The organism is Pseudomonas sp. AN-1 (genome assembly GCF_034057115.1).
Lineage (GTDB): Bacteria > Pseudomonadota > Gammaproteobacteria > Pseudomonadales > Pseudomonadaceae > Geopseudomonas.
Genome location: NZ_CP139195.1, coordinates 1,307,924 through 1,329,976 on the forward strand (window position 1 = coordinate 1,307,924; position 22,053 = coordinate 1,329,976).

A 22,053-nucleotide genomic window follows, 5' to 3' on the forward strand; every position below is an offset into this window, starting at 1 on the left:
AGGCCATCCGCATGAGCACCCTGATCATCGACCAGCGCAACGTCAGCCTCGACTACGAAGGCGACTGCCTGCTGATCCGCCAGCCGGACCACCCGCCGCGCAGCGTGCCGCTGCCCCGCCTGCAGCGCATCCTCTGCATGCACAGCGTCAACGTGGCCACCCGGCTGATCGGTCACTGCCAGCGCCTGGGCGTCGACTTCATCGTCATCAACGCACGGCACAGCGCGCACAGCTTCGCCGTGCATGCCAACCACCTGCGCCAGGCCCAGCGCAGGGTGGGCCAGTATCGGCTGACCAGCGAGCCCGAGCTGGCCCTGCCGGTGGCGCAGCGCCTGGTACGCCACAAGCTGGCCGTCGCCCGTCGCCTGCTGGAGGGTGCAGACAGCCAGGCCGTGCGCGAGGAGCTGATCCGCCAGAGCCGTGCCGTCCAGGCATGCGCGGACGCCGAGGCCCTGCGCGGCCATGAAGGGGTCGCCCAGCGCCGCCTGTTCGAGCACTGGCGGCAGTGCCTGCCCGCGGAACTGGGCTTCACATCTCGGCAGCGCCGGCCGCCGCCGGACCCGGTCAACGCACTGCTGTCGCTGACCTTCACCCTGATCCACGAGGAAGCCGTGCGCCAGTGCCTGCAGCATGGCCTGGACCCGTGGCTGGGCTTCTATCACCAGCTGGCGGCGGGGCGCATGTCGCTGGCCTGCGACCTGATGGAGCCGCTGCGCCCGCTGGTCGAGGCCTGGGTGGTGCGGCTGTTCGTCGAGGGCGAGCTGGATCGCCGGCACTTCGCCCAGCGGGACGGCGGCTGCCTGCTGGGCAAGGTCGGGCGCGAACTCTACTACGGCCTCTGGCATGCCCAACTGCCCGCCTGGAGCCGTCGCCTGGGTCGCTATGCCGCGCTGCTGGCCAGGCATGTCGACAGCCAGGCCAGCAACTTTCCTGCCCTGCAGCCTCAGGAGTGATCGCCATGCACAATGCGCGCAACTGGTACCTGATCAGCTACGACATCTGCCATCCGCGCCGCCTGCAACGGGTCCACCGCCTGCTGCGCAGCCAGGCCACCGCACTGCTGGAGTCGCTGTTCGCCTTCCAGGGCAGCCTCCAGGCGCTCGAACAGCTGCGTGCGGCGCTGGCCAGGGAGATTCGCGCCAGCGAGGACGATCTGCTGATCTACCCGCTGCGTACCGACCGTCCGATGCATCGCTGGGGGACTGCCTGTCTGCCGCAGGGGCTGTATGATTTCAGCCTGCCGCCGCTGGTGGAGCACCGGGAAAGCCGCATCTGGATGCCGCATGATTGATCAAATTTTCATCAACTTTTTGATCAAAAAACGATCAGCCTTTTGCCCTGTGCAAGGTTCTGATTTACAAGGGATTTTTTTGCCGCTAGAGTCCGACGGACTACCCCGCCTCGTAGGGGATTAAGACCCCGAGGCGAACAGGGCTGCATCGCCGTACTTCGGTCCGACGGACTACCCCGCCTCGTAGGGGATTAAGACGGCATCAAGGCCAACCGCATGCACGACTGGGCAGTCCGACGGACTACCCCGCCTCGTAGGGGATTAAGACCGATCAAGATGCCGCAGTGAGAACAGTGCGTCGGGTCCGACGGACTACCCCGCCTCGTAGGGGATTAAGACCAAGCCCCGTTAGCTTTGCCACTTTCCTCTGCTGTCCGACGGACTACCCCGCCTCGTAGGGGATTAAGACTTGTGCTGCATTTCGCGCTGAATTTGCGCGACAGTCCGACGACTACCCGCCTCGTAGGGGATTAAGACCTCCCTGCACCGCTGCGTCAGGGCGTCGTAGTCGGTCCGCCGGACTACCCTGCCCCACCCCGTCACAAGCTTGCCTACCCCCCGCCTCAGCAAGCTGCTGGCATGCTCACTCCCACACACCACACCGGGAGACGCCGCCATGAGCATGACCAACGCGCAACGCAACAAGTGCCACGCCATCATCTATACCGCCGCCGTCTCGGCCGGAGCGGGCAACCTCGTGCCGGTGCCGGGCACCGGCGTGGCTGCGGACATGGTGGCGATGACCGCCATGAGCGTCGGCCTGGCCGCCGTGTTCGGCGGCAACCTGAGCGAAGAGGCAGCCCGCGCCCTGGCCTTCGCCGCGATCAAGAACAGCATGCTCAAGCAGCCGATCAGGACGCTGACCAAGGAGCTGTCCAAGCTGGTGCCCTTCCTCGGCCAAATCGTCGCACCGGCCCTCAGCGCGGGGCTGGTCGAGGCGGCCGGCTGGGCGATGGCCGAGAACCTGGCGCAGCGCCAGCATCCGGCACTGGCGGCCTGATCCGGTGGCGGCTTGCCTGACACCCCGGGCTTGCGGCAATCTGTGGCGGTTTTCACAGGTTGCACCCGGGCCATCGCTCGCCCGGACGCTCTACCGGGTGGAAGTCATACGGTTCACAGGATGTGTCATGCCACCCGTTGCCCTGCCAGTCCCCATCGAACGCTGGTCGCTGCGCCTGCAGCTCGCACGCCCGCTCCAACCCCTCGAGCACTGTGGCTCCATGCTGCGCGGCGCCTTCGGGCATGCACTCAAGGCGCTGGCCTGTCGCTGCCCTGCGCCGGCACACCGGCCCGACTGCCTGTGCCGGCAGATCTTCGAGCCACTGCCGCCGAGCGACTGGCCGCTGCGCTACCGCGACTGCCCGCCGGCCTATGTCATCACCCCGCCGCCCGCTGCTGCCGACAACCGGCAGCAACTGGACTTCGCCTTTACCCTGCTCGGCCCGACGCTGGAGCAGCGCGCACTGATCTGGCAGGCCTGGCAACAGGCCGCCAGCCAGGGACTGGGCAAGGCGCAGGTGCCGGCCCGGCTGCAGGCGCTCGGCCATGAACACTGCCTGCCCTGTGCACCCGGCAGCACGACCGTACACCTGCAACTGACCAGCCCGCTGCTGTTCAAACGCAAGCTGCCCGGCCAGCCACACAGCCAGCCGCTGCGCCCGCACGAGCTTGGCATCGACGACCTGCTGGTCGCCCTGCACCGGCGCCTCGAGCTGACCCACCGGCTGTATGGCGTGCCCGCCACGCCACTGCCCGCGCTCGATGAGTGGCTGGCGCTCGGCTCATCCCTGCGCTTCGCGGCCCGGCTGCACGAACACCACTACGCCCGCCACTCCAACCGCCAGCAGCAGCGCATGCCGCTGTACGGCCTGAGCGGCGAAATCCAACTCGGCGGCCCGCTCCCTCAATCCCTGCGCGATGCCCTGGCCCTTGGCCAGTGGCTGCACATCGGCGGAAAGACCGCGCTAGGGCTGGGGGGGTATCGGCTGATGGCCGCCCACGAATCCACTGTCAATGACGGGAAGCCCATGCCATGAAGTTCATCCAGCCGGTGGAAGTCACCGCCGAATACAAGATCACCACGCCGATGTTCCTCGGCGGCGCCTTCCCCGCGGAAGGCATCGATGCGCAGCAGTTCCGCAATGCCCCGCTCAAGGGCGCCCTGCGCTTCTGGTGGCGGGCACTGAACTGGGGGCGCGTGCTCAAGGCTGCCAATGGCAACGAGGCCGAGGCGCTGAAGGCCCTGCATCGTCGCGAAGGCGAAATTTTCGGCAGGGCCAGCGATGGCAAGGATTCGGTGCAGAGTCGGGTGCAGTTGAGTAGCAAGCTGGAGGGATGTCGGCAGCAGCCTGCCGGTCCGGGGCTTGCCTCGCTGGGTTATCTGCTGGGCCAGGGGCTTTATCACTTCAACCAAGGGCTGCTCCGCCCCCACCTGTCAGGTGGCAGCCTGCAAGTCGCTGCACGCTTCAAGCCCGGCACCGCTGCGGCAGACATTGACTCAGTCAAGGAAGCCTTGATTGCACTGGGCCTGTTCGGCGGCCTGGGTAGCCGTGCCCGCAAGGGACTCGGTTCGCTGGCGATCCAGCATATTGGCCAAAAGGCGGAAGCCCCCTATCGCTTCAGCAGCCTTGAGCAAGTCGAGCAGTTCATCGCCGGACTGGATTTCAGTGCCCCGGGCAACACACCTTTGTCAGCACTTTCCAACCAGTCGCGTATCGACTGCCTGAGCTCCGGCAGCAACGCGATGGCACTCCTCGCGGAAATCGGCAATGAAATGCAGCTGTATCGCAGCTATGGCCGGAACGGCATGGTGGGACGACAGGAGGCCCGCCGCAACTTCGTCCCCGACCACGACAACGCCCTGAAGGCCGCCAATGGCGAACGGATTGCCGAACTGCCCAAGCGCGGAGTGTTCGGCCTGCCGCACAACTACTACTTTTCGTCCAGCAGGGCTTCCCTGGGGATCGCCCCGAAAGACAGCAACAGAAGCCGTCGTGCCTCCCCGCTGCTGATTCACATCCACGAGTTTCCTGACGGACAGTGCATGGCAGTACAGACTCTGCTGCCCGGCCGCTTCCTGCCGAAAAATACCGAAGTCGAGCTGAGGGGTAATCGCCGCAGCAATACCCTCACCGACCCCGCCGTGGACTACGACGTCATCCACCGCTATCTCGATGGATTCAAGAATCACAAGGTGCTGCGCCATGGAAAATAAGCAGATCTTCCAGTTCACCCTCGGCCCGGTGCAGGGTTTCGTGGCGCAGGCGCGGCGGACCCGCGATTTCTGGGCCGGCTCCTTCATCCTGTCCTGGCTGTCCAGCGTGGCCATGGCCTGCATCCAGCAGCAGGGCGGCAAGATCAGCTTCCCGGTGCCGGACGGCAACTATCTGGACTGGCTGCACGGCAAGAAAAGCGGCCAGCCGCCGCTGCAGGGCAGCGTGCCCAACCGCTTCAAGGCGATGACCGCCGAAGTGCCGGAGGACTTCGAGCCACAGCGCGTCACCGAGAGTGTGCGCGCTGCCTGGCAGGCGCTGGCCGACTGTGTATGGCGCAATGACCTGGACGGCCTGGCCGGTGAGCAGACCCGCACCATCTGGCAGCGCCAGGTCGCCAACTTCTGGGAGATCAGCTGGGTACTCTCCGCCAGCGAGGGCGGCAACCTGCTCGACCGGCGCAAGAACTGGCGCAACCCGGTGGCCCCGGACGAGCCGGGCCACAAGTGCATGATGATGGACGGCTGGCAGGAGCTGTCCGGCGTGCTGGCCGCCGACATGAAGGCGGTCAACCGCTTCTGGGAAACGCTCGCCGCCAGCGGCAAGCCGGGCATCCAGACCGACCTGCGCACGGGCGAGCAGCTCTGTGCGCTGGCCTTCATCAAGCGCCGCTTCTCGCGCTACTTCGAGCAGGTGCATGTCACCCTGCCCGGCAGCGACATGACGATCCACGGCTGGCGACTGCCCAGCGCGGTGCCCTCGGTGTCCTTCCTCGCCGCCGCCCACTGGGTCGCCGAGGCCATCGACAAGGCGCCGCTGGCGGCCTTCGAGCAGTTCGCTGCCGAGGCGCGCAAACTGTCCAGCTACTCGGAAGCCGCCCACGTGCAGGATGAGGCTTTCGAGATCGACATCCACTGCGTCAGCGATGCCGCACGCCGCCGTCAGCGCGAAGAAGCCGGCTTCCGGCGCCTGTGGGCCGGGCTGGATGGCCAACTGTACTTCCCCTCGGCCCTGCAGAATCCCAACCTGTTCGACGACCAGGCACAGGCCGGCAAGGTTCTGAAGGCCCTGAACCGGCTGCGCCAGGATGCTGGCATGGCCACGCTGCCTTCGCCCTTCTACGCCATCCTGCTGATGGACGGCGACCAGCTCGGCAGCCATATGGGCGACACCAGCAAGCAGGAGCCGATCAGCCAGGCGCTCAATGCCTTCACCGCACAGGCCGGCGAGCTGGTACGCGAACACAACGGCTTCCTGGTGTATGCCGGCGGTGACGACGTGCTGGCCCTGCTGCCGCTGGAAGATGCCCTGCCGGCCGCCGCCGCGCTGCAGGCCTTCTACAAGCGCTGCTTCCGGGAGCATACCGGCGGCCGGGTGCCCTCCACCCTGTCGGGCGCCATCGAGTTCGTGCATATCCGCACGCCGCTGACCCGCGTGCTGCAGGATGCCCACCAGTTGCTCGACGAGGTGGCCAAGGACGAAACCGGCCGCGATGCCGTGGCCGTGCGCGTCTGGAAGCCCTCGGGCCTCGCCGCACAGTGGAGCATGCCCTGGGACAAGGCGCTGGATGCCGACGGCCAGGTTCGCATCTGCCAGCTGGCCGAGCAGTTCGCCAACCAGCAGGGCGAGGAAGCGCACTTCTCCAGCAAGTTCTTCTTCCGCGCCAAGCAGGTGATCGAGGGCTTCCCGGACATGAAGCCCGAAGCCCTCCTGAAAGTGCTGCAGGCCGAATACCAGCACTCGTTCGGCTCCCGCGGCAAGCAGTTGCCCGAAATCTCGCTGGTGCAATTGCTGGAGCAGAGTTTCCGCTGGCAGCGCCAGCTGGAAACCGCCGGCATCCACGCCAAATTCACCACGCATGGCCTCAACCCGGATGCCGCCCTGCTGGTGCGCTTCCTCGCCGACAAGGGCATGGAGAGGGACTCCCAATGACGCTGATCTGCCGCTTCACCCCCTTCGATACCTGGTTCTTCCGCGAGTCCCGCCCGCAGGGCAGCATCGGCAGCAGCGAGCTGGGCAGCGTGTTCCCGCCACCGCTGCGCACCCTGCTCGGCGCCGTCCGCACGGCCATTGGCGATGCCTGGCATGCCCGGCACGGTACCAATTGGCGGCAGTTCGCCCAGCTTGCCGAGCTGCAGGCTCTGATCGGCCATGCCGACAACCTCGGCAACCTGCGCTGCCGCGGTCCCTGGCTGGTCAAGGGCGAACAGCGCCTGTATCCGGCGCCGGCCACCCTGATGATCAAGGACAGCATCTGCTTCAGCCTCGGCCTGGGCGATCCGGTGCACTGCGATCTGGGCCGGCTGCATCTGCCGGCATTTCCCGAGCGCGTCGCCGGCCTGGACAACCTGGCCGGCGCCAAGCCACTCGGTCAGTGCTGGCTGACCGCTGCCGGCTGGCAGGCCGTGCTCGCCGGTCGGGCGCCGACGCCGGAACAGATCGTCCCGGCCAGCGCCCTGTTCCACGAAGAGCCCCGCCTGGGCATCGGCCGCGACAACGCGCGCAGCGCCGTATCCCATGGCCTGCTCTACCAGACCCGCCACCTGCGCCTGCTGGACGATGTCGCCGTCGAGCTGCAGCTCGACGGGCTGGCGGATGCGGCCCTGGAGCCACTGAACCTGCCGGAGCGCCAGGTCATCCGCCTCGGCGGCGAAGGCCGCCAGGCCTGCCTGAGCCTGCAGCGCAGCCAGGCCGATACGGACCTCACGCCGCCCGGCCTGCCGGATAGCAGCCCGCTGCTGCTCTACACCCTGACGCCCATGCCCTGCGCCGCCGGCATGCCGGCCGGCATTCCAGCCGGCTTCCAGGCCTCCCAGCGCAACGGCATCGATGTCTGGGAGGGCGAAATCGCCTGCATCGGGGTACGCATCCTCTCGGTGGCCTGTGGTCGCCCGCTGCGTGAAGGCGGCTGGGACATGGCCAACCACCAGTCGCGTCCGGTGCAGAGCCTGCTGCCGGCCGGCAGCGCCCTGTTCGTCGAGGCGCTGGACGGCAATCCCGCCAGCCTGCTCGCCCTGCACAACCTGATCTGTGGCCCGGACGCTGCTCTGGGCCGTGGCCAACTGCTGCTTGGCCGTCTGCCGAACCTCTCCACTTCCGGGAACTGAATCATGACCACTCGATCCGCCCTGCTGATGCTCTCCACCGAAACCCCGCTGCACGCCGGCACCGGCCAGTCGGTGGCAGGTATCGACCTGCCGATCCAGCGCGAGGTGCATACCAACTGGCCCTGCGTGTACGGCTCCGCCGTCAAGGGCGCGCTGCGCGCCCGCGCCTTCCACGACCGCATGAACAAGGACGACCTGACCGAGCTGTTCGGCCCGGAACATGCCGCCGCGGCCGGCGAGCGCGACAGCAGCCACGCCGGCGCCCTGCTGGTCGGCGATGCCCGCCTGCTGCTGCTGCCGGTGCGCTCGCTGCAATCCTGCTTCAAGTGGGTGACCTGCCCGGCCATCCTCAAGCGTTTCCAGCGCGACGCGGAACGCCTGGGCATCGAGCTGCAGGCACTGCAGCTGCCTGCACTCGCGGGCACCGAAGCACTGGCCGGCACGGCTGGCAACCTGTTCCTCGAGGAGTTCCGCCTGCAGGCCAGCGCCAGCGAACTGATCGAACACCTGGCCGGGGTACTGGCCGGCCTGTGCGATGGCACCCCGGATGCCCGCGAACTGCAGGAGCGCCTGGTCATCGTCCCCGACGACATCTTCAGCTTCCTGGCCAGCAACGCCACCGCCGTCAACGCGCATATCGCCCTCGATGCCGCCAGCAAGACCGTCAAGGACGGTGCGCTCTGGTACGAGGAAACCCTGCCGCCGGAAAGCCTGCTGTATGTCGCGCTGACCGCCACCGCCAGCCGCCGCAAGGGCAGCGAGCGCGCACCGGGTGCGATGCTCGACCTGTTCTCTGCGCTGCTCGAACAGCGCAGCTGGCTGCAGCTGGGCGGCAACGAAACCACCGGCATGGGCTGGTGCCGCGCCAGTCTCAACTGCGGCCAGGTCTGAGGAGCGCACCATGAACAACACCCGCAACGTTCAGACCATGGATCAGCAGCGCGCCGCTTTCGCGCTGCAGACCATCGAAGGCTTCCTGCTGAAGCAGGACAAGACCCGCCAGACCGAACTGCGCCGCTACATCATCCAGATCCCGGCGCTGATCCACATGAACGGCCTGGGCCAGGCGCTGGCCTTCTACCGCATGAAGGGCAGCGACAGCAGCCATGAACTGATCTACCAGTTGCTCGGCAAGTGGCTGTGCCAGGACAAGGCCGGACGGGTCTTCGACGGCACCGAGCACGATCTGCTCAAGGCCATCACCGGCAGCGACTACCGCTGCTACATGGCCGCGCAGAACGAGGCGCTGGCCCTGCTGGAGTGGCTGAAGAAGTTCGCCACCGCCCTGCTGCACAAGGAGGACTGAGCATGGTGCTGCCGCTCTATCAAGGCCTGCTCGCACCGGCCAAGCCTGACCACAGCAGCCATATGGGGCTGTGGTTCGAGCGCTATTTCTCCGCCTATCCCGACGACTTCGATGGCGTCGACGAGGTTGCCCGCGGCGAGTGGCTGAAGACCTGTACCCGTCACAACTACGGCGAACAGTTCAAGAGCCGCCTGCTCGACAAGGCCGTGCGCACCCTCGACATGGCCCGCAGCTTCGCTGGCGATGCGCGCATCTTCCACTGTGCCGGGCGCTTCGTGACCGGCACCGGCAACGCCCACCCGCTGGAAAACGGCTTCACCTGGCACCCGACCCTCGGCATGCCCTACCTGCCCGGCAGCGCGGTCAAGGGGCTGGTGCGCACGGTGATCGAAACCGCCCTGGACGACAGCGACGAGGCGCGCAAGCGGCTGCTCAAGCTGTGGTTCGGCACCGAGGCCAAGGGCGACGTCGCCGAGCAGGCCGGCGCGCTGATCTTCCTCGATGCCCTGCCGGTGGCTCCCTGCGACCTGAAGGCCGAAGTGCTGACCCCGCACATGGGCAAGTGGTACGAAAAAGGCGGCAAGGATCCGCTGAAGGCCGACACCATGCCCGGCGACTGGCACTCCCCGGTCCCGGTCACCTGGCTGGTCGCCAGCAACCTGCAACTGCAGTTCACCATCCTGCCGCGTCCGGGCGCCGAGGCCATCGCCCTGGATGACGTATGGGAAGCACTGGAATACGGTCTGTCGAAGGTCGGGGCCGGCGCCAAGACGGCCATCGGCTACGGGCTGTTCGAATTCGAGGCGAACCTGCAGCAGCAAGTCGCCCGACAACTGGACAGCCAGCGCCTGAAACAGGCCGAACGGAGGGCCGAGCGCCAGCACCAGCAGGCGCTGGCCAGCGCCTCGCCGGCGCAGCGCTGCAAACTGGAGCTGGAAAGCTACCTGGAAAGCCTGCCGGACAAGATGCCAGCCTCGGACGCCCGCAGCGCGGAGCTCTGGGAGCGCATCAAGGTCGGCATCGAACAGGTAGCAGCCGAAGGCGGCCCGGCAGAAAAAGCCGGGCTGCATGCCCTGATCAAGGGCGCCAGGGACAGGAAGTTCATGGTCAGCAGCAAGAAGGACAAGGAATTCAAGGCCCTGCTGGCCACGCTGCTCTCCTGATGCCCACCAACCTCCGGTCATGGCCCCATGACCGGAGCCGCCTACACGGAGCCCCCATGACCACCCTCATCAGCCTGCTCGGCAAGGGCAAGCACGACCCGGAAACCGGTTATAAGACGGCACGCTACCGCTTCGACGATGGCAGCGTGCGCGAAGAACCCTTCTTCGGCCTGGCGCTGGCCCGGCAGATCCAGCCGCAGCGGCTGGTGGTGGCCGGTACGGCCGGCAGCATATGGGATGTCCTGCTGCAGCATCAGGCCGCCGCCGACGAAACGGTGCTGCAACTGATGGAGGCGGTCGAACAGGAGTCCGTCACCCAGGCGCTGCTCACCAGCTGCGAGCCCCACCTCAGCCGGCAGCTCGGCCGGCCGGTGACCTGCCTGCTGATCCCCTATGCCCGCAACGCGGACGAACAGGTGGCCATCCTGCAGGCGCTGGCCAGCGTGATTGCCGAACGGGAGTCGGTGGTGATCGACGTCACCCACGGCTTCCGCCACCTGCCCATGCTGGCGCTGGTCGCCGCCCGCTACCTGGCCCGTGTGCGTCAGGTCCAGGTCGAGGAGCTGTATTACGGCGCACTGGAGATGAGCGCGGCCGGCGAAACCCCGGTGCTCAGGCTGGGCAGCCTGCTGCACATGCTCGACTGGGTGGAGTCGCTGGCCACCTACGAGAAGGATGGCGATTACGGGGTGTTCGCCCCGCTGCTGGAGGCCGATGGCATGGACAGCCGGCAGGCCGCCCTGCTGAGACAGGCCTCCTTCTACGAACGCACCGGCAACCCGGTGCAGGCCCAGCAGAAGCTGGGCAGCGTGATCGAGTCGGTGAAGAATCATGGCGGCGCGCTGGGCCGGCTGTTCCGCGACACCCTAGCCCGCCGCATCAGCTGGTTCCGCAAGGGCAACCGCAGCGACTGGGAGCGGGCGCTCGGCAATGCCTACCTCGAGCGGGGCGACTACCTGCGGGCAGCCACCTATCTGTACGAATCCAACATCACCCGGGCCACTCTGCTGCGCGGTTGGGACAGCAACGACTTCACCGACCGCAAGCGCGCCTATGAGCTGGAGCGCGGCGAGGACAGCAAGGAATTGGAATACCTGCGCAACAGCCTGTGCCACGGCATCCGCCCGATGGGCAATTACACCGCCCAGCACCTGCAGAGCGAAGAACGGCTGAAAAGCCGGCTGGAGCAACTCAGCAAGGCCACGGAACAGTGACACTCTCCCCCGCCCTTCGGGGTGGGGCTTTCCGCTCTACAACCTGACAAGCTTGCCTGCAGAAGCACTCCCACTCCTTCACCCCATACTGGCCACCGACAGCACATTGCCCCAGGCCACGAAGGAGATACCGGGATGCACTACCCGCTGATTCACGCCACCGACCTGATCGACAACCCGTCGCCGCGCTGCCCCTGCCTGGTCGTGCTCGACACCTCGGCCTCCATGTCCGGCGCCCCCATCGCCCAGCTCAACAGCGGCCTGCAGCAGTTCATCGCCGAGCTCAATGCCGATGAAGTGGCCGCCTGCTCCGTCGAGCTGGCCGTGCTCACCGCCGGCAGCCGTGTCCAGCAGGCCCTGCCCTTCACCACCGCCATGCACCTGGAGAGCTGCGCGCCCTTCTCGGCCAGTGGCCTGACGCCGCTGGGCGAGGCCGTGACGCGCGGGCTGGACATGCTCGAACAGCGCAAGGCCGAGTACCGCCAGAACGGCGTGGCCTACTACCAGCCCTGGCTGGTGGTGATCAGCGACGGCGTCCCGACCGACGACTGGCAGGCCGCCGCACAACGGGCGCGCAGCATGGCCGAACAGCGCAAGCTGGTGTCGCTGATGGTCGGCGTCAACGATGCCGACATGCAGGTCCTCGGCCAGTTCAGCAACCGCCCGGCGCTCAGGCTCGAGGGCCTGAACTTCGCCGCGTTCTTCCAGTGGCTGTCGGCCAGCATGAGCCGCGTCTCGGCCTCGGCATCCACCACGGCAGGCGTCGTGCTGCCGGCCATCGACGGCTGGGCCAGCATCTGAGCGGCCACGCCGCTCTCCCAGTCCATCCGTCCGCCCCGCCACGAGGAACCGTTGCCGTGAGCCATGCCCACTCGACCGTCTACGACCTGAACCACCAGCCCCAGATCCTCGGCGACAAGCTGGCCCAGGGCGGCGAAGGTGAGATCTACCCGCTGCGCGATCGCCCGGAGGTTCTCCTCAAGCGCTACCACCCGGCCCATCTGGCCAGGCGCGGTGCGGCCCTGCAGGCCAAGATCGAGGCCATGCGCAGCCTTGCCGCCCTGCGCCAGGACCGGAACCTCGCCTGGCCGCTGATCCATGCCTTCGACGAGCAGCGCAACTGGGTGGGCTACTGCATGTACCGCGGCAAGGGCGTGCCGATGTTCAAGCTGGCCCATGCCCTGCTCTACCAGAAGCACTTCCCCGGCCTGGACCGCCGCCGCCTGGTCGGCTACCTGTGCGCCCTGACCAGCCAGGTGCAGGCCCTGCATGCCCAGCAGGTCATGGTCGGCGACTACAACCTCAACAACTTCCTCTGCGACCCCGACAGCGACGCCGTCAGCTTCATCGACTGCGACAGCTACCAGATCCGCATCGCCGGCAGGCACTACCCCTGCCCGGTCGGCAGCGCCGACATGACCGCCAAGGAGCAGCAGAACCAGCCCTTCGAGCAACTGGTCCGCACCCCGCAGAGCGAGGCGTTCTCCCTGGCCATCATCCTGTTCAAGGTGCTGATGCTGGGCCGTCACCCCTACGACATCGTCGGTGGCGATGACCCGGTGCAGAACCTCTGCCGCGGCGACTTCGCCTACGGCATCGGCAACCGGGGCATCCCCAGGGGGCACTGGTACAACATCTGGAGCCACATGCCGCACCGGCTCAAGACGCTGTTCATCCAGACCTTCAGCGAAGGCGCGGATCACCCGGAGCGCCGCCCCACTCCGGCCGAGTGGCACGAGGCCCTGAGCCTCTACCAGCGGGAGATGGACAAGGGCTGGCATGCCACCGACATCAAGCCGCCCCAGCCGAAACCCCAGGCCTACCGCGGCAGCCGCAGCCACGCCTGAACAGCATCCGATCAGTCACCCCGAGGAAGCCTGCCATGACCGACCAACTCCCCCAACGCCTGCGCGGCCGGCGCAAGGCTCAGAAAATGAACGCCCGGACCGTTGCAATGCCGACACCGCCGGCAGACAGCACAGAACAGGCGGACCCCGCCACCCAGGCGCCGGCCACCGTCCTGCAGCAGGCGGAGCCTGAGGCACCCCCTGCGCCGCTCCCGCCGGCCCTGCTGCTGAACGACCAGCGCAGCTGGCAGTCCGTGCACGAAGCCGTCGTCGGCCTGTCGCACCGCAACGCCAACCCACCGCTGCCTTGCCAGGATGCCGCACTCGGCCGCTGCCAGCCGCGCCCCACCCTGCTGGTCGCCGATGGCGCCGGCAGCGCCGCCCTGTCCGAAGTCGGCGCCCAGGCCGTGGTCGGCGCCACGGCTCGCCTCCTGCACACCCTCGACAAACAGGTCGCCGGCCTGCTCGATGGGCCGGTCACCGCGCAGGAGCCGGACAGCCACGACCTGCAGGCGCGCAACTTCTCCCTGCTGCTGGTCAAGCATGCCAGGGGCGTACTCGACGACCTGGCCGAGCAGCACCGCCGCCCGGCGCGGGACTTCCGCTGCACCCTGCTGCTGATCGTCGCCGGCACGGCACGGGCGCTGTGGCTGAAGATCGGCGACGGCGCGCTGGTGTTCGAGCGGCGCAGCCGGCAGGCCGATGGCAGCCTGCAGGCCGAGCTGCACACCCTGGGCGCGCCGGGCAAGGGCGAGTTCGCCAACACCACCCAGTTCATCGACGACCGGCTCAGCCCTGCCGACGTGCAGAGCGGCCTGCTCGAGCTTCGGGACATCACCGGCCTGGCCGCCATGAGCGACGGCGCGGCCGAGAAGCTGATCGCCCAGGATGGCAGCCGCGTCGCCAGGCAGCTCGGGCACTGGCTGGAGGCCCTGCGCCAGGGCAAGCTGCCGCGCCGCGACCTGACCCGCAGCTTCTACAGCGAGGCGTTCTGCAGCGGCACCAGTGGCGACGACTGCAGCATCGCCCTGCTGGCCAGCGAGATCGCGATGGCGAGCGAGCCGCAGCCCGCCGGGTGAGGCCGGGCGACGGCAAGGGCTTGCGCAGCCAGGCGCGCAGGATGACACTCTGCACCGGCAAGGGCCGCATCACCGGCGCTTGCCCCGCTCGGGAACGCAGGAATTGATCAAATTTTCATCAACTTTCTGTTCAAAAAACGATCACCCTTTTGCCCTGTGCAAGGTTCTGATTTACAAGGGATTTTTTTGCCGCTAGAGTCCGACGGACTACCCCGCCTCGTAGGGGATTAAGACGCTACGAGTCTCAGCTCACAGAGCGAAGCTGTTGTCCGACGGACTACCCCGCCTCGTAGGGGATTAAGACATTGCTCAATAGTCCGTTCGACAACTCCTGTAGGTCCGACGGACTACCCCGCCTCGTAGGGGATTAAGACGCGCACTTTGCTGCCCATGTCGAATATTTGCTTTGTCCGACGGACTACCCCGCCTCGTAGGGGATTAAGACCCCCAGATGTCGCCAGTAAGGTATTGGTCATAGGTCCGACGGACTACCTCACCTCCGTTCGCCTACCTAAGAAGGCAAGGCAAACTTGCCTCCCCCACCTTCTTCTCCCGCCCTGCCAGACTGCGCTCTGCCAGCGGCGCCCGGCTCCACCATAGCCACGCGGGATTTTCCCCGGCGGCCCCGGTAAAGTAGCGCCGGCCAACGGCAGCCTGTGCGCTGGCCGCCTCGACCCGGATGAAGAAAGGAACTCACATGCCCATCAGCCTGTTGCTGCCCGCCTGCCCTGACCGCCTGCCCGACGACATCGCCGCAGCGCAGCCGCTCGATCTCGGCGAGTCCGACTGGCACGACCCTGTCCGCATCGCCGCCGCGCTGGACCGGTTGTCGGGGGTCGACTGCCTGCTGGGCAGCGACCTCACGCCGCCGCAGGTCTGGCTGCTGGCGGCGCGGGCCTTTCCGCAGGCCCGGCCGTGGTACTTCTGCCATGCCGACGCACAGTGGCAGGATCTCGCCCAGGCGGATCAGCCGGACGCCAGCGCGGCACCGATCCCATCCGCAGAGCCCACTCCCGCCGCCAGCGAACAGCCCGGAGCGAGCGCCAGCCCGGCGCCGGCAGCCCGTCCGGTCGAGCGCGCCTCCGGCATCCTGTGCGACTGGCCGGACAAGGACCTGATCGGCAAGAGCTTCCTGTACGCCTCCTGGGGTAGCGACAAGCCGGAAAACCGCCGCCAGCTCGACGAGATCGAGGAGGAAGCCTGGAGCCGTGCCGCGCGCAACCCCGGCCTGCCGGACATCGTCGCCAAGGCCCGCCGCAATGGCGAGCTGGCCTGCGAACTGGCCGGCGCGCTGCTGCGCCAGCTGGATCGCGCCGGCGATGCCGAGGTGGAGGCCTGGATCGAGCAGGCCTGCGCCGGCAACCATGAGCGGGTACGCGGCCACCTGCAGGTGACCCTGAAGAAGTGGCGCGAGCGCCGCCAGGGCCTGCAGCAGCGCCACGCCGGCCAGCGCGCCTATGTCTCGTCCCTGCAGCCGGTCGAGCTGGTCGACGGCCATCACCCCAACAGCCTGCGCCACCTGCCCCCGGCCAGCGCCTGGCAGGTATGCATCGACGAAACCGGCGTGCTGTTCGACGAGCAGGCCGATGCCCTCAACAGCACCGACAGCAAGCTCGGCCGCCTGGTCGCGCTGGCGCTGCCCGAGGGCGTCAGCCTGCCGCCGCTGGCCAGGGGCTTCCATGCCACCAGCGCACCGGCCCGTCAGGTCGACGAGGCCCTGCAGCGGCTGCTGCACGCGCCCATCGGCATCTTCGGCTTCACCGTGCAGGACCCGGCCGTGCACACCAGCCACTGGATCGGCCATGTCCAGCAGCTGGTGCGCTGGGTGCTGCTGCAGCTGCCGATCGAGGCCGGCCAGCCGTGCCGGGTGGATGTACGGATCGAGCAGAACGTCGGCTATCAGCTCCGCGACAGCCTGCGCGCCCTGGCCGAGACCCTGGAAGGCGAGCTGCGCCGCCTGGAGCCGCAGCGCCACGCCGGCCTGCACCTGTCGCTGAGCTTCATGGACAAGCAGCACCCGCTCAACGGCTACGTCGACGCGCTGGCCTTCACCTGGGGCAGCCAGGCGGCGGAAAGCCGCGACCGCCTGAAGAAGTCGGCACTGGCCGGGCGCTGCCTGCTGCGCCCCGGCGATCACGCCCTGGAGCGCCTGTACCTGGCGCTCAGCAGCACCCGCCCGCTGGCACCTGCCGACTGGTACGAGCTGTGCTCGGCTGCCGCCAGCGAACCGGCCGGCGGCCTGCTCGGCCACTTCCTCGCCCGCCTCGGCGAGCGCGTGCACGAGCACCCGGGCATCTGGCAGGGCTATCTGGACGAGGTGCGCCAGCGCCAGCGCCTCAAGCAGTACCACCTCGACAGCCTGGGGCACGCACTGGCCTGGCTGGAGCACTGCAGCCCGGCCGGCCTGACCCTGCCGGCGGCCCAGCGCCTGCAGCTGGAAACCGCGCGTCTGGCCGCCGAGAACCATCGCGGGCTGGTCAACCGGCAGCGCATCCTGACCTGCCTGCAACTGGCCGGCCAGCTGCGCGACGAGGCGCCGGCCGAAGCCTGCGAAGCCATCCTGCGCCTGGCCGTCAGCACCGCCAACAACTTCGAGTTCGACGCCCTGCGTGCGGCCATCGAGGAGTGGCTCGCGCAGCCGGTCGCCGTGCCGGGTCTGCTCAACCATGCCAAGCTGCATTCGACGCTCGGCCAGCTCTGTGCCTTCAGCGCGGAGCCCGGGCCGGCCATCGAGCACTTCGAGCGTGCGCTGGCCTGTTTCGCCCGGCTGTCCGACCCGGCGCAGGCAGCCCGCGAGATGGCCCAGACCACCAGCTACCGGCTGACCGCCGGCATGGATGCGCCCGACCACGACCCGCAGCAGCTGCTCGACGCGCTGTGCCGGCACCTCGGCGCCCAGCTCGGCAAGCACGATGCCGCGGAGATCAGCCGCAGCCTCGCCTGCTCCGGCCAGGGGCTCCGCTACCCCCATCACCTGTGGCTGCGCGCACTGGTCACCTTCCCCGACGCCGCCGGTGCGGCGCGGGCCAGCTACCTGCAGCAGCAGAAGCAATGGCAGAGCGGCGACGATCATCCCTGGCCGCTGATCGAAGCCTACCGCGCCTGGCTGCTGCACGACGCCGGACAGGCACGCCAGGCCGGCGAGCGCCTGCAGGCGGCCATCGACGCCTGCGCCGACGCAGACAACGGCGCCACCCTGCACTGGATGGCCGAAGTGCTGCGCGCCCTGGCCGGCGCGCTCGGCCTGGAGCAGGTCGAGCACAGCTCGGCGCAGGCCCGCGAGCAGCTGCGTCAGCGCCTGCTGCACGCACCGCATGCGGCCCTGGCGCAGTTCGCCAGCGCCGGACCGCTGGCGCGTGACGCCATCCTCGCGGCGCTGCGCCAGTGCCTGCCCTTCAACTTCCACTGAGCCGGGAGCCCGCCATGGACAGCCCCGCCCTGCAGCCGATGGCCTATGTCTGCCTGGTCTCCAGCTACAACCTGCCGGAGCTGGAGGCCTGCCTGCTGCGCCGCCCTAGCGACGCACTGCTGGTGGTGAGCGATGGCTTCATCGCCGGGGCGCAGCGCCTGCGCCAACGCCTGGAGAGCAACCTGGCCGGCATCCGCGTGCACATGCTGCACCAGAGCGAAACCGGCCAGCCGCTGGACGGCGACGACCTGCTGCAAGGCCAGCAGTGGGTGCGGGACGTCCTGCTGCCGCGCCTGCACGGGCTCGCACGGGAGAGCAAGGAGGCGCGGCTGAACCTCACCGGCGGAACCAAGGCGATGGCGGTGGCGCTGCTGCATGGCTGCCGCTGGCAGAGCGTGGACTACCGCGCCCAGGGCCGCCGCGAGCTGCAGGTGCTGCGCGCGGAATCCGCCGGGGAACGGCCGGGACTGGACTTCCATGCCCTGCCCCGGCTGCCGGTGCCGGATGTGTCGCCGCTGGAGGTGGCGCTGCTGCACGGCAACGACGTGCACATCGGCAAGCCCAGCCGCATCGCCAGCCGGCATCCCGAGGCCAGCCTGCAACTGGCCGAGACGCTCTGGCAAGCGCTGGCCGGGGAGGATGCGGACCTGCTCCTGCTGTTCGAGCGCCTGGAGTGGCTGTGGAGCGAGGAGAGCAAGGAGCCGGCCTATGTCTGCAACCTGCTGACCCTGCCGTGGCGCGAGTTTCTCGCCGGCCGGAGCTGCCCGGACGGGCTGCTCGCCTGGCTGGAGCGCTTTCGCGCCCTGGCCCCGGACTGCCTGCACTGGGATGGCGAAACCCTGACCCTGCCGGGCAATGGCGCCCACAAGCTGGCCAAGGATCTGCGTGCCTGGATCAGCGGCACCTGGCTGGAGCAGTTGGCCTACCGCTGGCTGCGCGAGGCGGGGACTCCCCACGAGGCCATCGCCCTCAACCTGAAGAGCGGCCTCGTGCCCGGCAACAGCAGCAGCCAGCGCGAGGCCGACCTGCTGGTGCACTACCGCAGCATCACTTCGCTGGTCGAAGCCAAGGCAGGCCTGCCGCCGGGCGGCTCGCCGGCCGAACTGGAGCAGCAGGTGTCCAGCCTCGGCGACCGCTTCGGACGCACCCGCAAGAGCCTGCTGCTCGGCCCGCTGCTGCAGCGCCGCCTGCGCGGCGAAGGACGCTGGGAAAGCTTCCAGTTGCGCTGCAAGGCCAACAGCGTGATCCTCTGCACCGGCAAGGCCGAGCTGCTGGATTTTGTCGCCGGCCGGGGCGGACAGTGATTGATCAAATTTTCATCAACTTTTCGATCAAAAAACGATCAGCGTTTTGCCATGGTCAAAATACTGATTTACAAGGGATTTTTGGATCGCTAGAGTCCGACGGACTACCCCGCTTCGTAGGGGATTAAGACGCAGTCACCTCGGCGATGAAGACGCGGCAATGGTCCGACGGACTACCCCGCTTCGTAGGGGATTAAGACTCGAGACCAACGCTTGGATGGCCGAAGGATCGGGTCCGACGGACTACCCCGCTTCGTAGGGGATTAAGACACGGCAGTCGGTTCTCCACGACCTACTCACACTGTCCGACGGACTACCCCGCTTCGTAGGGGATTAAGACCTCAAGGGCGAGGCGATCCACGGCCTGCCCGGCCGTCCGACGGACTACCCCGCTTCGTAGGGGATTAAGACGTGAGGCGGTTCATGGTGCTGTTGCGGCCCTGGCGTCCGACGGACTACCCCGCTTCGTAGGGGATTAAGACACCTTCGCTGACCATGCCGGCTACATCGTTGGTCCGACGGACTACCCCGCTTCGTAGGGGATTAAGACCCCCTCAGTCAGCGTGTCCCCTACAAGGTTCCGTCCGACGGACTACCCCGCTTCGTAGGGGATTAAGACTTGCCGCCGGCACCCACTACCGCAGGATTGACGGTCCGGCGGACTACCCCGCTTCGTAGGGGATTAAGACAAGCGACTGCGAACTGCCGCGTTCTGGGTGTTGAGTCCGACGGACTGCCCCGCTTCGCAGGGAGTAAATGCATTTGCGTTTCCGCCTCACGCCGCCTTTCCCCCGCACCACCCTGTGAGCAGCCCACCCCGGAGCGGGCCACCCTCCCCCCGCATCGCCCCTCACAAGCTTGCCTCCCGACTGCCACCCCCGCCACGACGGCACACTGTCGCCATTCCCCACGACGACAGGAGCACGCCGATGAACCAACTCTGCGCAGGACTCAACCACCTCGGCCGGGCCGAGGCGCAGCGTCTCTGGGAAGAGCGCCTGCGCCAGTGCAGCGCCCCCGTGCGCGCCGAATCCAGCGACGGCGCAGCGCCGGAAAGCCAGGACAGCGACTGGCTCGACGGCCTCGACCACGAGGCGTGGGAAGAACTGCTGGGCGGCCCCGACGAGGGCTGGTTCGAGGGCCACTACGGCTGAGGCCCCGCGCCGACACAAGCTTGCGAACGTCGGCCCGATCCGGCGCCACCGCCATACTTGCCCCAGCCCACAGACCACCGGAGTACACGCCATGAAAGAGCTCGCCTTCCTCGTCCTGGGCATGGTGATTGGCGGCGTCATCGCCACCAAGGCCGCCGAGGGCAAGAACCTCGAGCGGGAACTGGACCGCGAGCGGGCACGCAGGGCGCCCTGAGAGCGCACGCCGACCATTCCTCCCCCATCACCATTCGCAGCAAGGAGAGCACGCAGATGCGCAAGGGCGATCACCTCTTCGTCCACCGGTCGCTGATCGGCGAAACCGGCCGCCACTACACCCACCACGGCATCTACATGGGCCATGACGAGGTGATCCACTACGCCGGCTATGCCAACGGCTTCAGCGGTGGCGGCAGCCGCAAGGTGGAGCGGATCACCCTGATGGAGTTCGCCGCCGGCCAGCCCGTGCAGGTGCGCCAGCACCCCGGCCGTCGCTACAGCGCCGAGCAGGTGATGGCGCGCGCCCGCAGCCGCCTGGGCGAGGACGACTACAGCCTGTGGCTGCGCAACTGCGAGCACTTCGCCACCTGGTGCTGCACCGGAGAGGAAACCAGCGAGCAGGTACGCAACGCGGCCAAAACGGTAGCGCGGGTGGGTGCCACCGGTGCCGGTCTGGCCCTGGCGCGCAGCGCGGCCGGGCGCGGTCTGCTGCAGGCGGCGGGCAGGCTAGCCGAAAGCGCGGGCCGGGTCGCCCTCGGCAATCCCTGGGTGGCCGGCGGTACCGCCATCCTGGCTGTCGCCGGTGCCGGCTACTGGGCGCTGCGCGAACGCATCGAGGCGTGAAATCCGCCCACACCGGTTGTCGACAAGCTTGCCGACCCCGAAGGCGGCCTGCCTTGCCCCCACACTAGCCCCACGACAGCAACGGAGTCCGAGGCAACCGATGAGCACCGCATACCGCGAAGGGATGATCGCGATCCATGTCCCCGGCAAGGGCTATGGCTTCATCAAGGGCGACGACGGGCAGAAGTACTACTTCCGCACCGGCGACATCCAGGACGGCATCGAACCCGCCGGCCAGCTCCGTGTGGGCTTCGAGGCTGTCGCCACAGCACGCGGGCCGGCGGCGAGGAACATCAGCGTGATCGCCGACTGCAGCGAGATGTGGGTCGACCCGGAGCGCTTCCGGATGACCGAGCAGGAGCATCTGCGCGACGCCGAGATCCTCCATGCCTACAGCGCGCCCTGCTGGGCCAGGGCGCCGCTGCGCGACCAGGCGCGGCAGATGCTGATGGACTTCGCCAGCTCGCAGGGCGCCAACGGCGTGGTCCGCCTGCGCTGCATCGCCCTGTCGAACGGGCTGATCCACATGGAGGGCGTCATGGTCTACGCGCAGCAGCGGGCACCGGTCGCCAGCCCGGAGGAGCTGCAGACCTCGGCGCGGCGCGTCGAGGAGGCGCTGCAATGGGCCCGGCATGTCGATGCCGAACACGAGCGCATCCTCATGGCCAACCCGCTGCGCCCGATTGCCGCCTGGCTCTGCCGCGGCCCCGCCGCCCTGCGTCGCCTGCTGGGCCGCTGAATCGCCCGCCTCGACACCACCAGCCTCCCGGGGAGAACAGCACATGCCACCGACGACCACCTACTTCGACCAGCTGCGGCAAGCCGGCTACTACAACCAGCGCATGAGCCGCCATGAGTTCTGGACCTTCACCCTGGTCAACGCCATGCTCACCTACCTGGTGCACGGCATTCCCGTCCTCAACGCGGCGGCCTTCCTGGTGTTTCTCGTCCTCACCGGATTCGCCATGTGCCAGCGCCTCAACGATGCGGAAATCTCGCGCAAGTGGCTGATCATGCTGTTCCTTCCCTACGTCAATGTCATCGGCCTGTTCTGGCTGCTCATCTACATGTGCCAGCCCAGCTATCCGGCCACCAACGACCATGGCCCTTGCCGGGTCTGAGCAGGA

Annotated in this window: 21 protein-coding genes and 2 CRISPR repeat arrays; all 21 genes read left to right on the plus strand. The window is 67.9% G+C overall.

Going from position 1 to position 22,053, the window contains the following annotated elements:
- Positions 1–11 precede the first annotated feature (11 nt).
- Complete coding sequence (gene cas1 / locus SK095_RS05855) at positions 12–953, plus strand: CRISPR-associated endonuclease Cas1 (protein WP_320548211.1); 942 nt, start codon at positions 12–14, stop codon at positions 951–953.
- Positions 954–958: 5 nt separating this feature from the next.
- Positions 959–1,291 (plus strand): CRISPR-associated endonuclease Cas2, encoded by a 333-nt coding sequence (locus tag SK095_RS05860; RefSeq protein WP_320548212.1) that lies wholly within the window; start codon positions 959–961, stop codon positions 1,289–1,291.
- Between the two features lie 90 nt (positions 1,292–1,381).
- Positions 1,382–1,700: a CRISPR direct-repeat array (repeat unit 37 nt; unit sequence GTCCGACGGACTACCCCGCCTCGTAGGGGATTAAGAC).
- 207 nt (positions 1,701–1,907) lie between these two features.
- Positions 1,908–2,291, plus strand: a complete 384-nt coding sequence (locus tag SK095_RS05865; RefSeq protein ID WP_320548213.1) for a hypothetical protein — start codon at positions 1,908–1,910, stop codon at positions 2,289–2,291.
- A gap of 127 nt (positions 2,292–2,418) precedes the next feature.
- Positions 2,419–3,327 (plus strand): CRISPR system precrRNA processing endoribonuclease RAMP protein Cas6, encoded by a 909-nt coding sequence (gene cas6, locus SK095_RS05870; protein WP_320548214.1) that lies wholly within the window; start codon positions 2,419–2,421, stop codon positions 3,325–3,327.
- Positions 3,324–4,505, plus strand: a complete 1,182-nt coding sequence (gene cmr1, locus SK095_RS05875) for a type III-B CRISPR module RAMP protein Cmr1 (protein WP_320548215.1) — start codon at positions 3,324–3,326, stop codon at positions 4,503–4,505. The genes cas6 and cmr1 overlap by 4 nt, the downstream gene beginning before the upstream one ends.
- A complete protein-coding gene (gene cas10 / locus SK095_RS05880; RefSeq protein WP_320548216.1) occupies positions 4,495–6,435 on the plus strand; it encodes a type III-B CRISPR-associated protein Cas10/Cmr2 in 1,941 nt (646 codons plus the stop codon). Before cmr1 ends, cas10 begins: the two co-directional genes overlap by 11 nt.
- Entirely contained in the window at positions 6,432–7,610 is a 1,179-nt protein-coding gene (locus tag SK095_RS05885; RefSeq protein ID WP_320548217.1) for a type III-B CRISPR module-associated Cmr3 family protein, read from the plus strand. Before cas10 ends, SK095_RS05885 begins: the two co-directional genes overlap by 4 nt.
- 3 nt (positions 7,611–7,613) lie before the next feature.
- Positions 7,614–8,501, plus strand: coding sequence for a type III-B CRISPR module RAMP protein Cmr4 (gene cmr4, locus SK095_RS05890; protein WP_320548218.1), 888 nt, complete (start codon positions 7,614–7,616; stop codon positions 8,499–8,501).
- Positions 8,502–8,511: 10 nt separating this feature from the next.
- A complete protein-coding gene (gene cmr5 / locus SK095_RS05895; protein ID WP_320548219.1) occupies positions 8,512–8,916 on the plus strand; it encodes a type III-B CRISPR module-associated protein Cmr5 in 405 nt (134 codons plus the stop codon).
- Between the two features lie 2 nt (positions 8,917–8,918).
- Complete coding sequence (gene cmr6 / locus SK095_RS05900) at positions 8,919–10,079, plus strand: type III-B CRISPR module RAMP protein Cmr6 (RefSeq protein WP_320548220.1); 1,161 nt, start codon at positions 8,919–8,921, stop codon at positions 10,077–10,079.
- 56 nt (positions 10,080–10,135) lie between these two features.
- Positions 10,136–11,293: a TIGR02221 family CRISPR-associated protein gene (gene csx2, locus SK095_RS05905; RefSeq protein WP_320548221.1), complete on the plus strand. Its 1,158-nt coding sequence runs from the start codon at positions 10,136–10,138 to the stop codon at positions 11,291–11,293.
- 135 nt (positions 11,294–11,428) lie between these two features.
- Entirely contained in the window at positions 11,429–12,094 is a 666-nt protein-coding gene (locus SK095_RS05910; protein WP_320548222.1) for a vWA domain-containing protein, read from the plus strand.
- Positions 12,095–12,150: 56 nt separating this feature from the next.
- Positions 12,151–13,140 carry a hypothetical protein gene (locus tag SK095_RS05915; protein WP_320548223.1) on the plus strand — a complete coding sequence of 330 codons (990 nt, stop codon included), beginning with the start codon at positions 12,151–12,153 and terminating at the stop codon, positions 13,138–13,140.
- Positions 13,141–13,175: 35 nt separating this feature from the next.
- Positions 13,176–14,219, plus strand: a complete 1,044-nt coding sequence (locus SK095_RS05920; RefSeq protein WP_320548224.1) for a PP2C family serine/threonine-protein phosphatase — start codon at positions 13,176–13,178, stop codon at positions 14,217–14,219.
- 697 nt (positions 14,220–14,916) lie between these two features.
- Positions 14,917–17,628, plus strand: coding sequence for a hypothetical protein (locus SK095_RS05925; RefSeq protein WP_320548225.1), 2,712 nt, complete (start codon positions 14,917–14,919; stop codon positions 17,626–17,628).
- Between the two features lie 14 nt (positions 17,629–17,642).
- Entirely contained in the window at positions 17,643–18,932 is a 1,290-nt protein-coding gene (locus SK095_RS05930; protein WP_320548226.1) for a hypothetical protein, read from the plus strand.
- 94 nt (positions 18,933–19,026) lie between these two features.
- A CRISPR array of direct repeats spans positions 19,027–19,692; the repeat unit is 37 nt; unit sequence GTCCGACGGACTACCCCGCTTCGTAGGGGATTAAGAC.
- 169 nt (positions 19,693–19,861) lie between these two features.
- A complete protein-coding gene (locus SK095_RS05935; protein WP_320548227.1) occupies positions 19,862–20,086 on the plus strand; it encodes a hypothetical protein in 225 nt (74 codons plus the stop codon).
- 91 nt (positions 20,087–20,177) lie between these two features.
- A complete protein-coding gene (locus SK095_RS05940) occupies positions 20,178–20,300 on the plus strand; it encodes a hypothetical protein (RefSeq protein WP_320548228.1) in 123 nt (40 codons plus the stop codon).
- A gap of 56 nt (positions 20,301–20,356) precedes the next feature.
- Positions 20,357–20,926 carry a lecithin retinol acyltransferase family protein gene (locus tag SK095_RS05945; RefSeq protein ID WP_320548229.1) on the plus strand — a complete coding sequence of 190 codons (570 nt, stop codon included), beginning with the start codon at positions 20,357–20,359 and terminating at the stop codon, positions 20,924–20,926.
- A 100-nt stretch (positions 20,927–21,026) separates the two neighbouring features.
- The gene (locus tag SK095_RS05950; protein ID WP_320548230.1) at positions 21,027–21,665 is read left to right on the plus strand and encodes a hypothetical protein; all 639 of its coding nucleotides are present in this window, start codon (positions 21,027–21,029) and stop codon (positions 21,663–21,665) included.
- 43 nt (positions 21,666–21,708) lie between these two features.
- On the plus strand, positions 21,709–22,047 hold the full coding sequence (locus SK095_RS05955; RefSeq protein WP_320548231.1) for a DUF805 domain-containing protein: 339 nt from the start codon (positions 21,709–21,711) through the stop codon (positions 22,045–22,047).
- Positions 22,048–22,053: the final 6 nt, after the last annotated feature.

What these genes read in the sequence shown, in the direction of transcription:
- cas1 (WP_320548211.1), top strand. Translation starts at nt 12, where the DNA reads ATGAGCACCCTGATCATCGACCAGCGCAACGTCAGCCTCGACTACGAA.
- SK095_RS05860 (WP_320548212.1), top strand. Translation starts at nt 959, where the DNA reads ATGCACAATGCGCGCAACTGGTACCTGATCAGCTACGACATCTGCCAT.
- SK095_RS05865 (WP_320548213.1), top strand. Translation starts at nt 1,908, where the DNA reads ATGAGCATGACCAACGCGCAACGCAACAAGTGCCACGCCATCATCTAT.
- cas6 (WP_320548214.1), top strand. Translation starts at nt 2,419, where the DNA reads ATGCCACCCGTTGCCCTGCCAGTCCCCATCGAACGCTGGTCGCTGCGC.
- cmr1 (WP_320548215.1), top strand. Translation starts at nt 3,324, where the DNA reads ATGAAGTTCATCCAGCCGGTGGAAGTCACCGCCGAATACAAGATCACC.
- cas10 (WP_320548216.1), top strand. Translation starts at nt 4,495, where the DNA reads ATGGAAAATAAGCAGATCTTCCAGTTCACCCTCGGCCCGGTGCAGGGT.
- SK095_RS05885 (WP_320548217.1), top strand. Translation starts at nt 6,432, where the DNA reads ATGACGCTGATCTGCCGCTTCACCCCCTTCGATACCTGGTTCTTCCGC.
- cmr4 (WP_320548218.1), top strand. Translation starts at nt 7,614, where the DNA reads ATGACCACTCGATCCGCCCTGCTGATGCTCTCCACCGAAACCCCGCTG.
- cmr5 (WP_320548219.1), top strand. Translation starts at nt 8,512, where the DNA reads ATGAACAACACCCGCAACGTTCAGACCATGGATCAGCAGCGCGCCGCT.
- cmr6 (WP_320548220.1), top strand. Translation starts at nt 8,919, where the DNA reads ATGGTGCTGCCGCTCTATCAAGGCCTGCTCGCACCGGCCAAGCCTGAC.
- csx2 (WP_320548221.1), top strand. Translation starts at nt 10,136, where the DNA reads ATGACCACCCTCATCAGCCTGCTCGGCAAGGGCAAGCACGACCCGGAA.
- SK095_RS05910 (WP_320548222.1), top strand. Translation starts at nt 11,429, where the DNA reads ATGCACTACCCGCTGATTCACGCCACCGACCTGATCGACAACCCGTCG.
- SK095_RS05920 (WP_320548224.1), top strand. Translation starts at nt 13,176, where the DNA reads ATGACCGACCAACTCCCCCAACGCCTGCGCGGCCGGCGCAAGGCTCAG.
- SK095_RS05925 (WP_320548225.1), top strand. Translation starts at nt 14,917, where the DNA reads ATGCCCATCAGCCTGTTGCTGCCCGCCTGCCCTGACCGCCTGCCCGAC.
- SK095_RS05930 (WP_320548226.1), top strand. Translation starts at nt 17,643, where the DNA reads ATGGACAGCCCCGCCCTGCAGCCGATGGCCTATGTCTGCCTGGTCTCC.
- SK095_RS05935 (WP_320548227.1), top strand. Translation starts at nt 19,862, where the DNA reads ATGAACCAACTCTGCGCAGGACTCAACCACCTCGGCCGGGCCGAGGCG.
- SK095_RS05940 (WP_320548228.1), top strand. Translation starts at nt 20,178, where the DNA reads ATGAAAGAGCTCGCCTTCCTCGTCCTGGGCATGGTGATTGGCGGCGTC.
- SK095_RS05945 (WP_320548229.1), top strand. Translation starts at nt 20,357, where the DNA reads ATGCGCAAGGGCGATCACCTCTTCGTCCACCGGTCGCTGATCGGCGAA.
- SK095_RS05950 (WP_320548230.1), top strand. Translation starts at nt 21,027, where the DNA reads ATGAGCACCGCATACCGCGAAGGGATGATCGCGATCCATGTCCCCGGC.
- SK095_RS05955 (WP_320548231.1), top strand. Translation starts at nt 21,709, where the DNA reads ATGCCACCGACGACCACCTACTTCGACCAGCTGCGGCAAGCCGGCTAC.